This is a genomic window from Nocardiopsis alba DSM 43377, from assembly GCF_000341225.1.
Lineage (GTDB): Bacteria > Actinomycetota > Actinomycetes > Streptosporangiales > Streptosporangiaceae > Nocardiopsis > Nocardiopsis alba.
In genome coordinates, this window is sequence record NZ_ANAC01000010.1 from 122,330 (window position 1) to 142,055 (window position 19,726).

Here is a 19,726-nt window from a genome sequence, read left to right on the forward strand (position 1 = left end):
TGAATCGATGGGGGCGCCCGTACGGGCGCCCGTGACCACCCTGAGGGAAACCCCTCGGGCGGGTGTCGTGATTCCCCCGAAGGGGAGGGTGTGGCCGGGCTCTCCCTGCCGGTACTACTCGCCGCCGGCCTCGTCGGCCAGCTTGACCACCAGGGCGATGACCTCGTCCAGGGTCAGCCCCGTCGTGTCCAGCTCCAAGGCGTCCTCGGTCCGGGTCAACGGAGAGTGCGCGCGGTTGGAGTCCAGACGGTCACGACGGGCCAGGTCGGCCTGGGTCGCGGCCACGTCGCCGGTGCGGACCTCCTTGCTGCGGCGCTGCGCGCGCGCCTCGGCGCTGGCCGTGATGAACAGCTTCACCGGGGCCTCGGGGGCGACCACCGTGGTGATGTCGCGCCCCTCGACGACGATGCCCGCGCTCTCGACACGGGCCGCCTCGATGACCTCGCGCTGGGTGCGCACGAGGAGCTCACGGGCCTCGGGCACGGCGGAGACCGCGCTGACGTTGGTGGTGACCCGCTCGCCGCGGATGTCCGCGGTCACGTCGTGGCCGTCCACCTTGACGGTGGGGTCGCCCGGGTCGGTGCCCATCGTGATGACCGGACGAGAGACCTCGGCGGCCACCGCCGCGGGGTCGGAGACGTCCACCCCGTGGTGCAGCATCCACCAGGTCAGAGCCCGGTACATGGCGCCGGTGTCGAGGTAGCGCAGTTCCCGCGCCTTGGCGACACCCTTGGCCGTGCTCGACTTGCCCGACCCGGAGGGACCGTCGATGGCGATGACGATTCCGGTGCCCTGCGCGCTCACTACTGCTGTCTCCCTCGAAGGTCCGCTTTGATCGACGCCTCAGCCTACCCGCGCGACGGGCGCCCTCGGACCAACGATCAGGCGCCGGGGTGCACCGACCAACCGTCCGCGGACAGGGCCTCGGCCAAGGTGTCCAGAACCTCGGGCAGCACGTACAGCTCGGCCACGCCCAGCGGCAGTCCGGGGCTGTGCTCGATCCGTACGTCCTCGATGTTGACCCCGGCGGTGGCCGCGGCCGCGAACAGCCTCCCCAACGCCCCTGGTTCGTCGGGGATGACCACCGGCATGACGGTGTACTCGGGACGGCTCACCGACCCGTGTTTGCCGGGGATGCGCCCGTGCCCCGCGCGCCCCCGCGACAACAGGTCCCGCACCGGTTCCAGAACGTCGACGCCCTCGGCCGCCCCCGCCAGGGAACGCAGGGCTTCGGCGGTGGCGGCCAGGTCCTCGGCCACCTCGGCGAGCACCTCGGCCACCGGAAGGGCGTTGTGGGAGAGGATCTCCTCCCACATGGCCGGGTCTCCCCCGGCGATCCGGGTGACGTCGCGCACGCCCTGACCGGCCAGGGCCAGGGCCGTCTCGTCCCCTCCCGACAGACGCGCGGCCACCGCGGAGGAGGCCACGTGCGGGGCGTGCGAGACCAGGGCCACCGCGCGATCGTGGGCCTCGGCGTCCAGGATCAGCGGATCGGCGCCGCACACCCGGGCCAGCTCGATCACCGCGGCCACCGAACCGGGGTCGGCCTTACCGGTGGGACACAGGGCCCAGGAACGTCCCAGGAACAGGTCGGCGCGGGCCGCGCCGGGGCCGTGCTTCTCCCGTCCGCCCATGGGGTGGCCGGGAACGAAGGTCGCCATGTCGCATCCGGACCGTTCGGCCTCGCGCAGCACGCTCGCCTTCACACTGGCCACGTCGGTGTACACCTGGGCCAGTCCTCGGTTCTGGGCGTCGCGCAGCACCGCCGGCACGACGGCCGGCGGCGCGGCGATCACCGCGAGGTCGGCCGGGGCCGAGGAGGCGTTCTCCTCCAAGGGGCGGCCGGCGCCGAGGTCACAGGCCAGTCGCAACGAGGAGGCGTCCGGATCCGAGAGGGCGACGTCCACGTCATGGGCGCGCAGGGCCAGCGCGATCGACGTACCGATCAGACCGGTACCGATCACCGTGACCCGCCGCAGATCGCTCCGGCGCCCCTCGGCGTCCTCGTTCACCTTCACCGTTCCCCCGGCCCCCCGACGTGTGTCCACGCCACCAGCGTACGGCCTCTCCGGCCGTGGCTACTGCGCGATGTCCAGGCGCAACGCCTGGGCGCCGCGCAGGTAGACGTGCTGGACCTCGGAGCGGGGACGCTCGGTCTCCACGTGCGCCATGAGCCGCACCACACGCGGCAGGGCGTGCGGGACCGCGATCTCGGTCGCGCACATCAACGGGACGTCGGAGAAACCGACCTCGCGCGCGGCCAACGCCGGGAACTCGCACGTCAGGTCGGGGGTGGCGGTGAACAGCACGCTGATCACGTCGTCCGTGGTGAGACCGTTGCGCTCCATCACCTCGGAGACCAGTTCGGCCGTGGCCTCCAGCACCTGCTCGCGTTCGTTCGCATCGACCTGCACCGCACCGCGGATGGCCCGTACCGCCACGTTCTTCCCGCCTCGTCGTCGTCTCTCCCCGCTCCCCGAAGGAGAACGGCGGCCGCCCCACCATGGGACGGCCGCCGTCAACTGTATCGACAGACTCGGGTCACAGACCCGCGACCTTGTACAGTTCGCCGATCTCACGCGAGCTCAGCGCGCGCATCGTGCCCAGCCTCAGGGTGTTCAGGTCGATCGGGCCGACCTGGGTACGGGCCAGGTCCGTGACCGGGTGGCCCACCTCCTCCATGAGACGACGCACGATGTGCTTGCGCCCCTCGTGGAGTCGGATCTCCACCATGGCCTGTTGGCTGTCGTTGTCGACCACGCGGAAGGAGTCGACCTCGACGGGGCCGTCCTCCAGCTCGATGCCCTTCTCGATCTCGCGCACCACACGGTGCGGCACCGGGCCGGGCACCTTCGCGATGTAGGTCTTGATGACCTTGTAACGCGGGTGTGTGAGCCGGTTGGCGAGCTCACCGTCGTTGGTCAGCAGGATCAGACCCTCGGTCTCGGTGTCCAGCCGACCCACGTGGAAGATGCGCTCCTCGGTCTGCCCCGTGTAGTCGGCCAGGGTCGGACGACCCTGGGGGTCCCACATGGTGCTGACCACGCCACGCGGCTTGTTCAGCGCGAAGTACAGCTTGTCCGGGGCGGTGACCACACGCATGCCGTCGACCCGGATCTCGGAGGCCTCCGGGTCCACCCGGGCGCCGAAGCGACGGACGATCTGACCGTCGACGCTGACGCGACCGGCGGCGATCATCTCCTCGCTGGCGCGACGGCTGGCGACACCGGCGGCCGCGAGGGCCTTCTGTAGACGGATGCCGTCGGGGACGTCCGTGTAGGTGTCACGGTCCTCGCCGGAGTGACGGTCCTCGTCGCGCGGGTCGTAGTCGGCGCGCAGCGCGTTGAGACGCTCACGGGCCGCCTTGGAGAGCTGGTTCTCGCTCTTGACCGCGCCACCGGCCGGGGCCTGGTCGCGACGTCCCTGGTAGCGGTCGCGACGGTCGTCGCGGCCGGAGGAACGACGGTCGTCGCGGCGCGGGCGCTCGTCACGGTCGAAGCGGCCACCGCCACCACGCCGATCGTCACGCCGGTCCTGGGGACGGCCACCGCCGCGTCGGTCGTCACGACGATCGTGGGAACGACCGCCGCGGTCGTCACGGTCGAAGGAGCGGCCACCACGGTCCCGGTCGTCGCGGCGCGGGCGCTCGTCACGGTCGAAGCGGCCACCGCCACCACGCCGGTCATCACGCCGCTCGAAGGAACGACCACCACGGTCGTCACGACGGTCATAGGAACGGCCACCACGATCGTCACGCCGATCCCGGTCACCGCGGAACCCACCGCGGTCCCGGTCGTCACGGCGCGGGCGCTCATCACGGTCGAAGCGGCCACCGCCACCACGCCGATCGTCACGCCGCTCGAAGGAACGACCACCACGGTCGTCACGGTCGAAGGAGCGACCACCGCGATCCCGGTCGTCACGGCGTCCCTGGAAACCACCACGCCGGTCGTCGCGTCGCTCGAAGGAGCGGCCACCACGGTCATCGCGACGGTCACGGTCACCGCGGAACCCACCGCGGTCCCGGTCGTCACGGCGCGGGCGCTCATCACGGTCGAAGCGGCCACCGCCACCACGCCGGTCATCACGCCGCTCGAAGGAACGACCACCACGGTCGTCACGACGGTCATAGGAACGGCCACCACGATCGTCACGCCGATCACGGTCACCACGGAACCCACCACGGTCCCGGTCGGGACGTCCGCCACCCCGGCGGTCGTCACGGTCGAAGGAACGGCGGCCTCGGCCGCCTCGGTCGTCATAGTCGCCGCGCTCACCGCGCGGGGCGTATCCGCCCCGCTCACCGCGGGGACGGTCGTTATCAGTTGTGCTCACCGGTGTCGTCAAGACCTTCGATGTCGTCGGGGAGGAACGGCGCCAGATCAGGCAGCTCGTCGAGGCCGCGCAGGCCCAGCCGTTCCAGGAAATAGGAAGTGGTCCGGTACAACAGGGCACCGGACTCGGGGTCGTGACCGGACTCTTCGATCAGGCCCCTCAGTACGAGGGTACGCATGACCCCGTCACAGTTGACCCCGCGTACCGCGGAGACCCTGCCACGGGAGACCGGCTGACGGTAGGCGACCACCGCCATCGTCTCGAGGGCCGCCTGGGTCAGGCGTACCTCCTGCCCCTCCTTGAGAAAGTGCTCGACGATGTCGGCGCATTCGGGACGCGTGTACACACGCCAGCCCTCGGCCACCGCCCGTAGGTCGAAACCACGGCCCTGTTCGGTGTATTCCCGTGACAGGTCCTCCAGGGTACGCGTGACCACGTCGAGTGGGACACCCAACGCCTTGGCCAGGTCGTACTCGGACACCGGCTGGTCGACGACCATGAGGACCGCCTCCAGGTCACGGCGCAGGGTCGGCGGCGCCACGGCCGCCTCGTCCGTCCCGGCGTACTCCGTCGTCATCGTCCGTCCCCCGTATCGGCGGGTGCCACCGCCTCGTCGTATTCGGTCTCCACCTCGACCTCACGGTCCCCTCCGGTCCAGGTCACGATGAGCTCGCCCAACGGTTCGGGCTGGTCGAACCCCACGTTCGAGGCGCGGTACAGCTCCAAGAGCGCCAGGAAACGGGCCACCACCTCGAAGGTTCCGGTACAGCCCGCCGTGAGCCGGGCGAAGGACAACCGTCCGTGCTCTCGCAGCTCGGCGACCATCAGCTCGCCCTGCTCCTTGACCGAGGTCTTGGTCTGGTGGATGTGCGTGACCGGGACGCTCGGCGGCTCCTTCGGGGTGAACACCATCCCCGCGAGCGCCGCGAACTCCTGAGGGCCCAGCTTGAACAGCACGTCGGGACGCATCCCCGCGAACCGTTCCTCCAACGGCACGGCCCGGGCGTAACGGCGCCCCTGCGAGGCCAACCGCTCGCGCATATAGGAGGCGACCTCCTTGTAGGCCCGGTACTGGAGCAGCCGGGCGAACAACAGGTCGCGCGCCTCCAACAGGGCCAGATCCGCCTCGTCCTCCACGTCCCCGCGTGGAAGCAGCCGCGCCGCCTTCAGGTCCAACAGGGTGGCCGCCACCAGCAGGAAGTTGCTGGCCTGGTCCAGATCCCAGTCGTCACCGTGCGCCCGGATGTGCGCGATGAACTCGTCGGTGACCTTCGACAGGGAGACCTCGGTGATGTCGAGCTTGTGCTTCGAGATCAGCGCGAGGAGCAGGTCGAAGGGGCCCTCGAAGTTGTCCAGGTGCACCTGGAAGGCGTTCTCGTCGACCTCGTCCACGCCCCCGGCGGACGGAGGGACCCCCTCCGGGTCAGTCGCCATGGCGGGCCCACGTCTTCTCACTCATAGGACAAGGGTGTCACCGATTCGGAGCCGCGCGTGACGGGCCGTGCCCGGACCGCCCCACGGGGGCGTCCGATCCGGGTGCGCGGCCCGCTCAGTCCTCGCTCAACCGACGTACCAGCATGCTGCCCGCGCCGTTCTCCTCGAAGTCGGCGAGCAGGACGGCCACCGCCTCCCGGACCAGACGCCCCCGGTCGGCCGACAGCCCGTGCTCGGCGCGCAGCGACAGTCGGGCCTGTTCCAGGGCCAACAGCTCCGCACCGGAGATGTAGACGGTGATCTTCTCATCGTGACGCTGGCGACCACTGGGCTTGGGGGCCCGACGCACCGCGCCGTCGCCCTTGGCTCCGTGGCCGTCCCCGGCGTCGTCCGCCCCACGGGGCCGCCGTCTCTCGACGTCGTCCCCGTTCGTCTCCTGTCGTTCCTGCTCCGGTACCTTGTGCCGGCTCTCGGCCTCCGACTGTTCCTCGTCGGGCCCGGAGGGGCGGAAGAAGAGTTCGTCCGCCCCGGGTAGCGTCACGCGCCGTGACCGCTGAGAGGCCACCTCGCCAGCACCTCCTTGGCCAGAGCACGATAGGCGTTGGCCCCGGCCGAGGAGGAGTCGAACCTGGTGATGGGCTCGCCCGCCACGGTGGCGTCCGGGAACCGCACGGTGCGATTGATGACCGTACCGTAGACCTTGTCGCCGAACCCGTCCACGATCGTGGACAGCACCTCACGGGCGTGCAGGGTCCGCGGGTCGTACATGGTGCCGAGGAAACCGTCGATGACCAGGTCCTCGTTGAGGCGCTCCTGGACCTTCTGGATGGTGTCCATCAGCAACGCCACACCGCGCAGCGCGAAGAACTCGCACTCCAACGGCACGATGACGCCGTCGGCCGCGGTCAGCGCGTTGACGGTGAGCAGGCCCAACGAGGGCTGGCAGTCGATCAGGATGACGTCGTAGTCGTTGATGACCGGACGCAGCGCCCGCGCCAGCATCTGCTCACGGGCCACCTCGCCGACCAACTGCACCTCGGCCGCCGACAGGTCGATGTTGCTCGGAATGAGGTCCAGACCGTCGACGTCCGTCTTGAGCAGGACGTCCTCGACCGTCACGTCCCGCTGCATGAGCAGGTTGTAGACGGTCAGGTCCAGCTCACGCGGGTCCAGACGGCCCAACCCCACCGACAGCGCGCCCTGCGGGTCGAAGTCGACCAGCAGTACCCGTCTGCCGTACTCCGCGATGGCGGCACCGAGGTTGATGGTGGTGGTGGTCTTACCGACCCCACCCTTCTGGTTACAGAGTGCTACAATCCGTGCCGGGCCGTGTTCGTCCAGCGGCTCCGGCTCCGGAAACGCCCGCTCGGGTCTCTTGGTGTGCAGATCGGCCCCCGTGTTGCGTGTCGTCCCCCACGGGTTGTTCACCGGGTCGGCGGAGGTGTCCCCGCCGACGGGTGCGGTGTTCGCCGCCTCGTCGTACTCCGACCAGTTCACAACCCTTGACCTCCCCTACGGACCGGCCACGGCCCGATGGGACTCCTGACGTCCCCCACGACTCGACCGCCGTCGGAAACTCAATATGTCGACAGCAACGTACCTTCGTGCGGCGACTCTAGAACGGCGACACGGCGCACTTCAACATGATCCGACGAGTATTCCTCACCGTGCGGACCGAGGGTGTTCGGACGCGTACGCCCTTCCATCTCGTAGGAGAAGAGTACACACCGGACACCCCTGCCCCGCCCCGCGCGAAGCCGCCTCCCCTCCGCCCGGACGCCCTCGGACCGCCGCACGCCCCGTGTCACCGGGCCGCCCGTCGCGCACGCGGATGGCTTGAGGCGTACACCTCACGCAGCCTCTCCACGGTCACCAGCGTGTAGACCTGGGTGGTGGTGACCGAACTGTGCCCCAGCAGCTCCTGGACCACCCGGATGTCGGCCCCGCCGTCGAGCAGGTGGGTGGCGAAGGAGTGCCGCAGGGTGTGCGGAGAGATCCCCTCCACACCGGCCCGTTCGGCCACCGCCGACAGCAGCGCCCACCCGCCCTGCCGGGTCAGCCTTCCACCCCGCGCGTTGACGAACAACGCCGGCCCACCGCGGCCGGAAGCGGCCAGGGTCGGCCGGGCCCGGGTCAGGTACCCGCCGAGCGCGCGACGGGCGTGCGAGCCCAACGGCACCAGACGTTCACGCTCGCCCTTACCTCGGAAACGCACCAGCCCGACCCGATCTCCGGCGTCGACCGCGTCGGCGACGTCGTCCACGTCCAGACCGACCGCCTCCGAGATCCGGGCTCCCGTACCGTAGAGCAGCTCCAACAGGGCACGGTCGCGCAGAGCCAACAGGTCGGGGCGCTGGTCCGAGGCGGGGGCCTCCTCGGGCCCCGCCGCCTCCAACAACCCTTCGACCACCTCCAACGGGACGGCCTTGGGCAGGCGCATCGGCGTCGACGGCGGAGTCACCTCGACGGCGGGGTCCTCCGCCGCCCAGCCCTCCCGCACGGCGAACCGGTGCAGGCCCCGCACCGCCGCCAGGGTGCGCCCGGCCGAGGCCGCGCTCAACGGCCCGTGCCCCTCGTCGCCCTCGCGCAGCACCGAGAGGAAGCGTCCCACCCGTGCCGGGGTCACCCCGCCCAGGTCGTCGACGCCGCTCTCCTCCAGATGGTCGATGTAACGGCGCAGATCACGCCGGTACGCGGCGAGAGTGTTACCGGCCAACGCGCGCTCCGCGCTCAGATGGTCGAGGAAGGCGGCGCGCGCCCGCTCCAGCGGCCCACGCTCCGCCCCTTCGGCCGAGCCGTTCGGGCCCTCGACGTCCGCCCCGCCCTCTCCGGGGTCGATCACCCGTCCCCTTCCCGTCAGTCGTCGGAGGCCTCGGGCAGGGCGGCGAACCCGTCCCCGGAGGCGGCGTGGGCGGCCAGGACACCGATGAGCGTGGCACCGTTGTGGAGTCGATCGGCGAGCACGGCGCGCACCGCCTCCTCCAACGGCAACCACTCCGAGGCCAGGTCGGTCTCCTCGTGCTCGCGCACGAAGTCGATCTCCTCCTCCGGCACCTCGGCCAGGTCCCGGGCCAGGAAGATGTGGATCCGCTCGTTGGAGAAACCGGTGCTGGGGAAGAAGGCGGGCAGCCGATGCCAGGTGGCGGCCCTCAGACCGGCCTCCTCCACCAGTTCACGACGCGCGGTGGCCAACGGCCCCTCGCCCTCCGCGTCGAGGACGCCCGCCGGCAGCTCCCACAGGGTGTGCCCCGTGGGGTGCCGGTACTGGCGCTGAAGTAGAACCCGGCCCTGATCGTCCAAGGCCACGATCGCCGCGGCCCCGGGGTGGTCCATGTAGTCGCGGGCGGCCACGGTCCGCCCCTCGCCGCCGGCCCCGGGCATCTCCACCCAGTCGGTGCGCATCCCGCACTTGGGCCCGCGGTAGCGCTCCTCGGAACGCTCCACCGGCCATGACTCGGGGGCGTCCGCGACCCGCGCGTACGCCCCCGACGTCTCGTTCTCGATCCGACGGGTCTGGTCGGCCATACGGCCCCTCTCAAAGACCGGGCCCCACCCGTCGGTTCCGCTCGCTAGGGCTCCTGGTGCTCCAGCGCGGCGGAGATCAACCCGCGGAAGAGCGGGTTGGCGTTGGTCGGGCGGGACCGCAGCTCCGGGTGCGCCTGCGTCGCGATGAAGAACGGGTGGGCGTCCCGGGGCAGTTCCACGTACTCCACCAGCTTGCCATCGGGGGAGAGCCCGGAGAACACCAGACCCGCCTCCTCCAGCCTGGAACGGTAGGCGTTGTTGACCTCGAAACGGTGCCGGTGACGCTCGGAGACCTGCGCCCGACCGTCGTAGAGCTCCCGGGCCAGGGTGCCCTCGCCCAGGTCGGCCGGGTACAGACCCAGCCGCATGGTGCCGCCCATGTCGCGGTCACCGGAGACCACGTCCTGCTGGTCGGCCATGGTCGCGATCACCGGGTCGACGGCCTTGTCGTCGAACTCGGTGCTGTTGGCGCCCTCCAGGCCGAGCACGTTGCGGGCGTACTCGATGACCAGACCCTGGAGACCCAGGCAGATGCCGAGCAGCGGCACCTTGTTCTCACGCGCGTAGCGGATGGCGCCGAGCTTGCCCTCGATACCGCGCACCCCGAAACCACCGGGGATGAGGATGCCGTCGGCTCCGTCGAGCTCGGCGGCCGCGCCCGAGGGGCTGGCGCAGTTGTCGCTGGCCACCCAGCGGATGTTCACCCGCGTGTCGGTGGCGAAACCGCCGGCGCGCAACGCCTCGCTGACCGACAGGTAGGCGTCGGGCAGGTCGATGTACTTGCCGACCATGGCGATGGTGACCTCGTGGTCGGGCTGGTGCACGCGGCGCAGCAGCTCGTCCCACTCCGTCCAGTCCACGTCGCGGAACGGCATGCCCAGCCGACGGACGACGTAGGCGTCCAGGCCCTCACGGTGCAGCACCTTGGGGATGTCGTAGATGGAGGGGGCGTCGGGGGTGGAGACCACACCGGACTCGTCCACGTCGCACATGAGGCTGATCTTGGACTTCAGGCTCTGGGTGATGGGTCGGTCCGAACGGCACACGATGGCGTCGGGCTGGATACCGATGCTGCGCAGGGCGGCGACCGAGTGCTGGGTCGGCTTCGTCTTCATCTCGCCGGACGGGCCGAGGAAGGGGATGAGCGACACGTGCAGGAAGAAGCAGTTCTCCCGGCCGATCTCGTGCCGGATCTGACGGACGGCCTCCAGGAACGGCTGCGACTCGATGTCGCCGACCGTGCCGCCGATCTCGGTGATGACGATGTCGACGTCGGGGGCGTCCATCGCGTAGATACGCGACTTGATCTCGTTGGTGATGTGCGGGATGACCTGCACGGTGTCGCCCAGGTAGGCGCCCTGGCGCTCCTTGGCGATGACACTGGAGTAGATCTGACCGGTCGTGACGTTGGCCGACGCGGACAGCTCCACGTCGAGGAAACGCTCGTAGTGGCCCACGTCCAGGTCGGTCTCGGCACCGTCGTCGGTGACGAAGACCTCACCGTGCTGGAAGGGGTTCATGGTCCCCGGGTCAACGTTGAGGTAGGGGTCCAGCTTCTGCATGGTGACCCGCAGGCCTCGCGACTTCAGGAGTCGACCCAGGCTGGAGGCGGTCAGGCCCTTGCCGAGACTGGAGGCGACGCCGCCGGTAACGAAAAGGTGCTTGGTACTCGCGGCGGATGCCAAAGTGTTGCTCCCGTGGTGTGATTGGCTACGGCGGGCTCGAACGAGCCGAGAGGCCGTGCGGCGGTCCGGGTCCGAGCGGCGGCGAGGGCCGTTCCAGCACGTCGGACTCCACGGGGCACCAGGATAACAGGCCCCCCGTTCGCCCACACCCGGGAACGCCCTCCGGGTCTCGGCTGTTCCCCGGGCTCCTTCGCGCGGCCCTCGGCAAGCCCGACGGACAGGGCGTTCACGTTCCCTCGCGCACCGGACGGGTGGCGAAGGCAACAGTCGGAGACCGCCCCGGATCGTTCACGGCCGGGGCGGCGATCCCTCGGTCAGGCGGGGAATCCGCCGGCGCGTCCCAGGTAGGCGGGCGGGGTCTTACCGAGCCGCTCCCCCATCCAGTCGCCCAGCGCCGCGGCCTCGGACAGGCCGATCCCCGTGCGCATCCCGCTCCGGTGCAGCAGGTAGAGCAGGTCCTCGGTGGCGATGTTGCCGGTCGCGGCGGGTGCGAAGGGGCAGCCCCCGAAACCGCCCAGGCTGGAGTCCAGCACGCGGACGCCCTCCTCCACGGCGGCCAGGGCGTTGGCGTAGCCCGTGTTCCGGGTGTTGTGGAAGTGGCAGCGCAGCGTCCGCCCGGGGGCGACCTCTCCGACCGCCCTCGTCAGCTCACGGACCTGGAAGGGCACGCCCACGCCGATGGTGTCGGCCAGCGCGATCTCCACGGCGCTCGTGTCGGCGACGTGCCGCGCCACCTCGCGTACCCGTTCCGTCGAGACCTCGCCGTCGAAGGGGCAGCCGAAGGCGGTGGAGATCGTGACGCTCAACGGCACCCCGGCGCCCTCCAGGGCCCGGTCCATGTCGGCCAGGGAGTCGAGCATCTCGTCGACGGTGGCCCCCTGGTTGCGGACGCTGAAGCCGTCGGTGGCCGGCACCGCCACGTTGATCTCGGAGACCCCGGCCGCCAGGGCCCGGTCCAGGCCACGACGGTTGAGGGCCAGGCCGATGAAGGAGGCCCCCGCCCCCCGGTCGACCCCGGCCATGATCTCCTCGGCCCCGGCCATCTGCGGTACCCGCTTGGGGTTGACGAAGCTGACCGCCTCGATCCGCCGGACCCCGGCGGAGACCGCCCGGTCGATCAACCGGATCCGGTCCTCGACCGACAGCACGGTGGACTCGTTCTGGAGGCCGTCGCGCGGACCCACCTCCACGATCTCCACCTGTTCGCCGCCCTCGGGCCCACGATCGTCCGCGGCCATCACAACCACCTCTCCCGCCCCATCGCGTTATCGCGCCCAGGCTAGTGGAGGCCGGTCGAGAGCCACGTCACCGGGGCTCCCCACCGTCGTGTTCAGCGCAGGGCGAGGGCGGGGCGGACCTCCCAGGTCGTCCACACCGGGCGGTAGCCCATCCGGTGCCAGAACGGCCCCGAGAGCGGGTTCATCTCCGCGTAGTTGAGCACCGACACCGCCACCCCGTGACTGTCCAGGGCCTGATGCGCCTGACTGACCAGAGCCGTACCGATCCCGTGGCCGCGCTCGGCGGCGGTCACCACCGCGTAGCCGATGTGCGCGATCGGGCGGGCGCGCACCAGGGACCTCGCCCAACGGGAACGCTCGGGCGGGGACACCCACAGCAGACCGACCGCGCGTCCCCGACGCTCGGCCAACCAGATCCACGAACGCGAACGGTTCAGCGCCCGCGCCGAGACCTTACGGGTCTGCTCGGCGGTGTCGGGCTGGAGGAAGACCCCGCCGAAGTGCTGCTCGTACCGGTGCTCCTCCATCAGCAACCCCACCACCTGGGTCAGGTCGCTGATGTCGGCCAGGCGGATCGTCACGTCGCGCGGAGGCAGCGACGGCGGCACCCCGCGACGCCGCTGCCGGGCCGCGAGCACCGTGTAGGGCTGGAGGCCGTGACGTTGCAGCGGGATGATCCCCTCCACGTCCCGGGCCGGCCAGCTGACCAGGGCGGCCGACTCCGACCCGGTGCCGGTGGGCAGGTCCTCCAGCTGGTCGCGCCAGCTGGTGAGCAGGGAGTCCAGGGCCCGCGCCGGTTCGGGGCCACCGACGATGGGGGTCAACCAGTGCTGGTCGGGGACGCCCCATATCCGGCCGACCTCGCCCGGCTGGTACCAGGTGTAGTGCATACTGCCCGCCGCCACGGGGTGGCCGTCCTCGTCGCTGACGGTCAGGAGGGGGTAGGAGTTGGGGGCGAAGCCCACGGGTTCGGGCAACAGGGGATCGGCGTCGGCCCAGCGTCGGGCGGCCGAACGCACCAACGGGTCGAGTCCGACGTCGCCCCCGGGAGACTCGTCGTGTCGCACCCGCGCGACGTAACCGCTCATCCACCCCTCCCCTAGCGGGTCCTTGCCAAGCGAACACCCACGGCCGCGGCCTCGCCGCGGCGCCCATGATCATCGTGCCCACCACGCGGACGTATCGGCGCGGTGGGGACGGAACGACCGTACCGCCTCATCCTGGCACCGATACGCGAAAACGGGGAACCGTACCGATGGTACGGACCATCCCGCCCTCCGTGGCGCCTCACACGAGTGCGGGTGGACGCGCTCCACGGTAACGGATCATGGCCCGCCCACCGAGGGCGGGGCGGTGCGTACGAGAGCGCGAGCGCCTGCCACATAGGGGTTTCGGAGTCCGCCCGGGGTGGAGGGCGAGGGGGTTCAGATACCGGCGTCGCCGCCCTCGGTGACGGTGGTGTTACGGCCGTGGTTGACCACCACGGGGTCGCCTCCGGCGAAGGAGACCTTGTTGTCCACCCCCACCAACACGATCTTCTCGGCGCTGCCCACCTCGACCACCGAACCACGACCGCTGGCGCGCACCAGACCGCACTCGCCGTCCAGCACCACCTTGGCGTTGTCGGCGGAGACGACGACCTTGCGATGTTCGCAGTCCTCGTGGACGTCGGCCTCGTCGTCGACCACCAGGATCACCTCGTCGTCGACGACGTTGCCCTCCGGCTCCCGCTCGCGGTCCTCATCGGTCGATCCCCGCCCCTCGTCCACGGCATGGGTGCGTCCGGAACCCGGGTCGACCTCGTCGGGGGCCGCCTGCTCCACCCCACAGCCGACGACCAGGGAACCGAGCAGCGCAGCGCCGCCCACGAGTCGAAGAACTCGACCACCCATGAACTCCCCCATAGCAAAAACCGATAATCGCGACATAGGTCCGGGACAAGGCCCAAGACTATGTCACGTGAAGGTAACTATGCGACCCAAGAGTTCTGTGATCGTTCTCTTTTCGAGACAGGGTCGGGGATGTGGGAGGAACTCCTGAAAGCCCCTCCCACCTGGAAACGTCCGCTCAGCTCATCCCCGCGGCGTCCATACCGCGCAGCTCGCGCTTCAACTCGCCGATCTCGTCGCGGAGCCGGGCCGCCAGCTCGAACCGCAGGTCGGTCGCGGCCTGGTGCATCTGTTCGCTCAACTGCTCGATGAGTCCGGCCAGCTCCGCGCGCGGCATGTTCGCCACGTCCGCCTTCTCGCCCAGAGCCGGGACCGGGGCCTTCGTCGCCTTGGCCCCCTGGCGGTAGCCGGTCGACATCAGCTCCTCGGTGTCCACGTCCTCCCGGTTCAAGGTGTCCAGGATGTCGGCGATCTGCTTGCGCAACGGGGTCGGGTCGATCCCGTGCTCGGCGTTGTAGGCCAACTGCTTGTCCCGGCGCCGGTTGGTCTCCTCGATCGCCGCGCTCATCGAGTCCGTCACCCGGTCCGCGTACATGTGCACCTGACCGGACACGTTACGGGCCGCGCGACCGATCGTCTGGATCAGGGAGGTCTCCGAACGCAGGAAGCCCTCCTTGTCGGCGTCCAGGATCGCCACCAGCGACACCTCCGGCAGGTCCAACCCCTCACGCAGCAGGTTGATCCCGACCAGCACGTCGAACTCGCCCACCCGCAACTCGCGCAGCAGCTCCACCCGGCGCAGGGTGTCCACCTCGCTGTGCAGGTACCGGACCCTGATCCCCAACTCGGCGAAGTAGTCGGTGAGGTCCTCCGCCATCTTCTTGGTGAGCGTGGTGACCAGCACCCGCTCGGATCGCTCGGCCCGCTCCCGGATCTCGTGCACCAGATCGTCGATCTGCCCGTCCGTGGGTTTGACCAGCACCTCCGGGTCCACCAGACCGGTCGGCCGGATGACCTGCTCGACCACATCGCCGCCGCTCTGCCGCAGCTCGTACTTGCCGGGCGTCGCCGACAGGTACACCGACTGCCCGATCCGTCCGGTGAACTCCTCCCACTTCAACGGACGGTTGTCCAACGCCGAGGGGAGTCGGAACCCGTGGTCCACCAGGGTCCGCTTACGCGCGGCGTCCCCCTCGTACATCGCGCCGATCTGCGGCACGGTCACGTGCGACTCGTCCAGGACCAGGAGGAAGTCCTCGGGGAAGTAGTCCAGGAGCGTGTTGGGCGCGCTTCCGGGATCGCGGCCGTCGAAGTGCCGCGAGTAGTTCTCGATCCCCGAGCAGGTCCCCAGCTGACGCATCATCTCCAGGTCGTGGGTGGTGCGCATCCTCAGACGTTGGGCCTCCAGCAGCCTCCCCTGGCCCTCCAGCTCGGTGAGCCGCTCGCCCAGCTCCGCCTCGATCGAGGCGATCGCCCGTTCGGTGCGCTCCTCGCCCGCGACGTAGTGCGAGGCGGGGAAGATGAACATCGCGTCGCTCTCGCCCAGCACCTCACCGGTCAGCGGGTGCAACGTCAGCAGACGTTCGATCTCGTCACCGAACATCTCGATGCGGATCGCCAGTTCCTCGTAGACCGGGATGATCTCGATGGTGTCCCCGCGCACCCGGAACGTCCCCCGGGTGAACGCCATGTCGTTGCGCGAGTACTGCATCTCCACCAGACGGCGCAGCAGGTCGTCGCGGTCGACCTCCATGCCGACCTCCAACCGCGCCATCCGGTCCACGTACTCCTGCGGGGTGCCCAGACCGTAGATGCACGACACCGACGCCACCACGATCGTGTCCCGCCGGGTCAGCAGCGAGTTGGTGGCCGAGTGCCGGAGCCGCTCCACCTCGTCGTTGATCGACGAGTCCTTCTCGATGTAGGTATCGCTCTGCGGGACGTAGGCCTCGGGCTGGTAGTAGTCGTAGTACGAGACGAAGTACTCGACCGCGTTGTTCGGCAGCATCTGCCGGAGCTCGTTGGCGAACTGCGCGGCGAGCGTCTTGTTCGGCTGGATGACCAGCGTGGGCCGCTGGAGCCGCTCCACCGTCCAGGCCACCGTCGCCGTCTTACCCGTACCGGTGGCGCCCAGCAGCACCGTGTGCGGATCGCCCGCCCTGACCCGCCTGGAGATCTCCTCGATCGCGTGCGGCTGGTCCCCCGCCGGGGTCATCTCCGAGACGACCTCGAAGGGGGCCTCACTGCGTTCAATGTCGCTGACCGGTCTCACTAGCCCTCAATCTCCCGTCGAACCACAGGCCGACCCGAGCCGCCCGTCCCCTCTCCCTCCAACGCTACCGACCCCCGGTGACATCCCGGCCGATGGAAGTCCGGCCGCGTCGCGCCGCGGCCCCTGGGAACACGTGAGGTCTAGGCGGCTCTGCGCAGGAGTTCGTTCCACAGCTCCTCGACCCGGCGTTCCAGGTCCTCACGGCTCCCGGAGTTGTCCACCACCAGGTCGGCCGAGGCCAGACGGGTCTCCCGGTCGGCCTGGGACGCGATCCTGGCGCGGACCTGCTCGGGAGGCATCCCCCGGTCCCGGGCCACCCGCTCCACCCGCGTCTCGTCGGGGGTGTCCACCACGACCACCACGTCGTACAGCGACTCCAGGCCGTTCTCGACCAGCAGCGGCACGTCGTAGACCACGACCTCGGCGTCGGAGTCCAGAGCCTGTTCCATCAGGCGGCCACTGCGCTCGGCCACCTTCGGATGGACGATCGCGTTGAGCCGTTCCAACCGCTCCTCGTCGGCGAACACCAACTCCCCCAACCGGGGACGGTCCAACCGCCCCTCCGGGGTGAGCACCCCCGCACCGAACTCGGCGACGATCTCCGCCAACCCGGGCGTGCCCGGTTCCACGACCTCGCGGGCGATGGCGTCCGCGTCGATGACCACCGCGCCGAAGGAGGCCAACGCCGCGGAGACCGCGCTCTTACCCGAACCGATACCGCCGGTGAGTCCCACTTTCAGCATGGCTGCACCCTAGGCCATGGGCATCGGAGGCACACGCCGCGGCTCCCCCTCACAGCGCCGCTCCCACCGCGCTCAACTCCTTGCGCATGTGCACCATCACCAGATGGTCGGCCACCCTCTCCCGGTGCGTCTCGGCGTACCCCACCTCACGGTAGAGCCGCTGCTCCTTCGCGCTCTGCGCACCGGTGAACAGCGTCAACGCCGCCAGATCCGGCCGTCGCTCGCGCAACTCCTCCTCGACCCGGGAGAGCAGCGCCCGGGCGATCCCACGACGTCGCAGATCCGGGGCTACCACCAACCGACCGACGACCCCCGTGGTATCGGTGACCCCGGCCCGCACCGCCCCGACCACACGGGCACCGACCACCGCCTTGAGCACCAGAGCCCCCTCGTCGGCCAGAAGCGTCTCGATCCGGCTCAGGCCCTCGGTGAGCGGCAGGATGAACGGATCCCCGTACGCCTGCGCCTCGTCGACGTAGGCGGCGCGCTGGAGGGTGAAGATCTCCCCCGCGTCGTCGGGACCGGCCTGGTGGATGTCGAACACGTCGCCTCCTCGACGGCCCCCGCCTCTCGAGGACCCCTCCTGGCACCCTAGGGCGGCCGGAGGCGATACGCGGGGGATTCGCGGACACGGCGAAGGGCCGCCCCCACACATGGTGGAGACGGCCCCTCGTCAGAGTGTCACTCGGGCTCGCGCCCGATGGACGAGTCGATCAGGACTCGCCACCACCCGCCAGCTTCTCGCGCAGAGCGGCCAGGGCCTCGTCGGAGGCCAGGGCACCGCTGCTGCCGCTGTCGGAGCCGGTCGAACCGGTCTGACCGCCACCGGTGTACTCTTCCTCCTCCTCGGGGAGGGGAGCGTTGGCGGCGGCGTCCTCGGCCGCGCGGGCCTCCTCGACCTGCTTGCGGTGAGCCTCGAAGCGAGCCTGCGCCTCGGCGTAGCTGCGCTCCCACTCGTCCCGCTGAGCCTCGAAGCCCTCGAGCCACTCGCCGCTCTCGGGGTCGAAGCCCTCGGGGTACTTGTAGTTGCCCTGCTCGTCGTAGTCCGCGGCCATGCCGTACAGGGTGGGGTCGAAGTCCACCTGGTCGGGCGAGACGGCCTCGTTGGCCTGCTTCAGCGAGAGGCTGATGCGACGACGGTCGAGGTCGATGTCGATGATCTTGACGAAGATCTCGGTGCCGACCTGGACGACCTGCTCCGGCACCTCGACGTGGCGCTCGGCCAGCTCGGAGATGTGGACCAGACCCTCGATGCCCTCCTCGACGCGCACGAACGCACCGAACGGAACCAGCTTGGTGACCTTGCCGGGAACGACCTGGCCGATCTGGTGGGTCCGGGCGAACTGCTGCCACGGGTCTTCCTGGGTCGCCTTGAGCGACAGGGAGACGCGCTCGCGCTCCATGTCCACGTCGAGAACCTCGACGGTGACCTCCTGGCCGACCTCGACGACCTCGCTCGGGTGGTCGATGTGCTTCCAGGAGAGCTCGGAGACGTGCACCAGACCGTCGACGCCACCCAGGTCCACGAAGGCACCGAAGTTGACGATCGAGGAGACGACGCCCTTGCGGATCTGACCCTTCTGGAGGGTGTTGAGGAACGTCTGGCGAACCTCGGACTGGGTCTGCTCGAGCCAGGCACGGCGGGACAGGACCACGTTGTTGCGGTTCTTGTCCAGCTCGATGATCTTGGCCTCGAGCTCACGGCCCACGTAGGGCTGGAGGTCGCGGACACGGCGCATCTCGACCAGGGAGGCGGGCAGGAAGCCGCGCAGGCCGATGTCGAGGATGAGACCACCCTTGACGACCTCGATGACGGTGCCGGTGACGACGCCGTCCTCTTCCTTGATCTTCTCGATCGTGCCCCAGGCCCGCTCGTACTGAGCGCGCTTCTTGGACAGGATCAGACGGCCTTCCTTGTCCTCCTTCTGGAGAACGAGGGCTTCGACCTGGTCGCCGACGGCAACGACCTCACCGGGGTCGACGTCGTGCTTGATCGACAGTTCCCGAGAGGGAATCACACCCTCGGTCTTGTAGCCGATGTCGAGCAAGACCTCGTCTCGATCGACCTTCACGATGGTGCCCTCGACAATGTCACCGTCGTTGAAGTACTTGATGGTCTCGTCGATCGCCGCGAGGAAGGCTTCCTCGGACCCGATGTCGTTGACCGCTACCTGGGGTGTCGAGGTGGCCTCGGTGCTGCTCGTCATTTGTGGGTGGACTCCGGATACGGACAGGTTCAGAAAATGGGCACGTCGTGGGTTCGGGCTGGTCGATCCGTCGTCCAGATGCAAGAAGCAGGGCCACATGTACGGAACGAGCCGTCCGTGACCGCCGACTACCGGGTCCAGAGTGGTGACCGATGCGGTGCAACCCTTCGCCCCCTACGGAGACGACAGACGCACGCACGAACCCACAACACTGAGGCCAGAATATGAGACATGGGCGTCCTGGTCAATCGGAACCCGGGAACGCCAACCCGGCGAAGGCCATGATGGACGCAATTTACCCGAGCCCCGAGGGGAAGTTCAACCGGGCCACGCCGACCCTCCGACCAGGCGCGCCACCCGATGTCGCCCCTCGGAGAACACCCCTTCGCGGCGACCGT

Annotated in this window: 18 protein-coding genes; all 18 read right to left on the reverse strand. The window is 69.7% G+C overall.

Annotation, left to right across the window (positions count from 1 at the left end):
• Positions 1 to 114: 114 nt before the first annotated feature.
• Positions 115 to 804, reverse strand: a complete 690-nt coding sequence (cmk, locus tag D451_RS0107840) for a (d)CMP kinase (protein WP_017534023.1) — start codon at positions 802 to 804, stop codon at positions 115 to 117.
• Positions 805 to 881: 77 nt separating this feature from the next.
• Positions 882 to 2,048 (reverse strand): prephenate dehydrogenase, encoded by a 1,167-nt coding sequence (locus tag D451_RS0107845; protein WP_017534024.1) that lies wholly within the window; start codon positions 2,046 to 2,048, stop codon positions 882 to 884.
• A 30-nt stretch (positions 2,049 to 2,078) separates the two neighbouring features.
• Positions 2,079 to 2,441, reverse strand: coding sequence for a chorismate mutase (gene aroH / locus D451_RS0107850; protein ID WP_017534025.1), 363 nt, complete (start codon positions 2,439 to 2,441; stop codon positions 2,079 to 2,081).
• A 100-nt stretch (positions 2,442 to 2,541) separates the two neighbouring features.
• Positions 2,542 to 4,335: a pseudouridine synthase gene (locus D451_RS27255; RefSeq protein WP_017534026.1), complete on the reverse strand. Its 1,794-nt coding sequence runs from the start codon at positions 4,333 to 4,335 to the stop codon at positions 2,542 to 2,544.
• Positions 4,322 to 4,912, reverse strand: coding sequence for an SMC-Scp complex subunit ScpB (gene scpB / locus D451_RS0107860; RefSeq protein ID WP_014909296.1), 591 nt, complete (start codon positions 4,910 to 4,912; stop codon positions 4,322 to 4,324). Before scpB ends, D451_RS27255 begins: the two co-directional genes overlap by 14 nt.
• Complete coding sequence (locus tag D451_RS0107865; protein ID WP_026124903.1) at positions 4,909 to 5,769, reverse strand: segregation and condensation protein A; 861 nt, start codon at positions 5,767 to 5,769, stop codon at positions 4,909 to 4,911. The genes scpB and D451_RS0107865 overlap by 4 nt, the downstream gene beginning before the upstream one ends.
• A gap of 115 nt (positions 5,770 to 5,884) precedes the next feature.
• Positions 5,885 to 6,310, reverse strand: a complete 426-nt coding sequence (locus D451_RS0107870) for a hypothetical protein (protein WP_026124904.1) — start codon at positions 6,308 to 6,310, stop codon at positions 5,885 to 5,887.
• Entirely contained in the window at positions 6,307 to 7,266 is a 960-nt protein-coding gene (locus D451_RS0107875) for a ParA family protein (protein ID WP_014912154.1), read from the reverse strand. The genes D451_RS0107870 and D451_RS0107875 overlap by 4 nt, the downstream gene beginning before the upstream one ends.
• Positions 7,267 to 7,573: 307 nt before the next feature.
• Positions 7,574 to 8,611, reverse strand: coding sequence for a site-specific tyrosine recombinase XerD (locus tag D451_RS0107880; protein WP_017534029.1), 1,038 nt, complete (start codon positions 8,609 to 8,611; stop codon positions 7,574 to 7,576).
• Positions 8,612 to 8,625: 14 nt separating this feature from the next.
• Positions 8,626 to 9,294 carry an NUDIX domain-containing protein gene (locus D451_RS0107885; protein WP_017534030.1) on the reverse strand — a complete coding sequence of 223 codons (669 nt, stop codon included), beginning with the start codon at positions 9,292 to 9,294 and terminating at the stop codon, positions 8,626 to 8,628.
• A 44-nt stretch (positions 9,295 to 9,338) separates the two neighbouring features.
• Positions 9,339 to 10,979 (reverse strand): CTP synthase, encoded by a 1,641-nt coding sequence (locus D451_RS0107890; RefSeq protein ID WP_014910226.1) that lies wholly within the window; start codon positions 10,977 to 10,979, stop codon positions 9,339 to 9,341.
• Positions 10,980 to 11,293: 314 nt separating this feature from the next.
• Positions 11,294 to 12,217, reverse strand: a complete 924-nt coding sequence (locus tag D451_RS0107895; RefSeq protein WP_017534031.1) for a hydroxymethylglutaryl-CoA lyase — start codon at positions 12,215 to 12,217, stop codon at positions 11,294 to 11,296.
• 92 nt (positions 12,218 to 12,309) lie between these two features.
• Positions 12,310 to 13,305, reverse strand: a complete 996-nt coding sequence (locus D451_RS0107900; RefSeq protein ID WP_014911540.1) for a GNAT family N-acetyltransferase — start codon at positions 13,303 to 13,305, stop codon at positions 12,310 to 12,312.
• Positions 13,306 to 13,641: 336 nt separating this feature from the next.
• Entirely contained in the window at positions 13,642 to 14,121 is a 480-nt protein-coding gene (locus D451_RS0107905) for a DUF3060 domain-containing protein (protein WP_017534032.1), read from the reverse strand.
• 163 nt (positions 14,122 to 14,284) lie between these two features.
• Complete coding sequence (gene uvrB, locus D451_RS0107910) at positions 14,285 to 16,378, reverse strand: excinuclease ABC subunit UvrB (protein ID WP_014912246.1); 2,094 nt, start codon at positions 16,376 to 16,378, stop codon at positions 14,285 to 14,287.
• Positions 16,379 to 16,518: 140 nt separating this feature from the next.
• A complete protein-coding gene (gene coaE, locus D451_RS0107915; RefSeq protein ID WP_017534033.1) occupies positions 16,519 to 17,121 on the reverse strand; it encodes a dephospho-CoA kinase in 603 nt (200 codons plus the stop codon).
• Positions 17,122 to 17,170: 49 nt separating this feature from the next.
• Positions 17,171 to 17,665: a GNAT family N-acetyltransferase gene (locus D451_RS0107920; RefSeq protein WP_017534034.1), complete on the reverse strand. Its 495-nt coding sequence runs from the start codon at positions 17,663 to 17,665 to the stop codon at positions 17,171 to 17,173.
• Positions 17,666 to 17,834: 169 nt separating this feature from the next.
• Positions 17,835 to 19,328 carry a 30S ribosomal protein S1 gene (rpsA, locus tag D451_RS0107925; protein WP_014912405.1) on the reverse strand — a complete coding sequence of 498 codons (1,494 nt, stop codon included), beginning with the start codon at positions 19,326 to 19,328 and terminating at the stop codon, positions 17,835 to 17,837.
• Positions 19,329 to 19,726: the final 398 nt, after the last annotated feature.

Excerpts from the sequence above, each read along its gene's own strand:
- D451_RS0107865 (WP_026124903.1), bottom strand. The coding sequence starts at position 5,769 with ATGGCGACTGACCCGGAGGGGGTCCCTCCGTCCGCCGGGGGCGTGGAC.
- D451_RS0107900 (WP_014911540.1), bottom strand. The coding sequence starts at position 13,305 with ATGAGCGGTTACGTCGCGCGGGTGCGACACGACGAGTCTCCCGGGGGC.
- D451_RS0107885 (WP_017534030.1), bottom strand. The coding sequence starts at position 9,294 with ATGGCCGACCAGACCCGTCGGATCGAGAACGAGACGTCGGGGGCGTAC.
- scpB (WP_014909296.1), bottom strand. The coding sequence starts at position 4,912 with ATGACGACGGAGTACGCCGGGACGGACGAGGCGGCCGTGGCGCCGCCG.
- D451_RS0107895 (WP_017534031.1), bottom strand. The coding sequence starts at position 12,217 with ATGGCCGCGGACGATCGTGGGCCCGAGGGCGGCGAACAGGTGGAGATC.
- rpsA (WP_014912405.1), bottom strand. The coding sequence starts at position 19,328 with ATGACGAGCAGCACCGAGGCCACCTCGACACCCCAGGTAGCGGTCAAC.
- D451_RS0107905 (WP_017534032.1), bottom strand. The coding sequence starts at position 14,121 with ATGGGGGAGTTCATGGGTGGTCGAGTTCTTCGACTCGTGGGCGGCGCT.
- coaE (WP_017534033.1), bottom strand. The coding sequence starts at position 17,121 with ATGCTGAAAGTGGGACTCACCGGCGGTATCGGTTCGGGTAAGAGCGCG.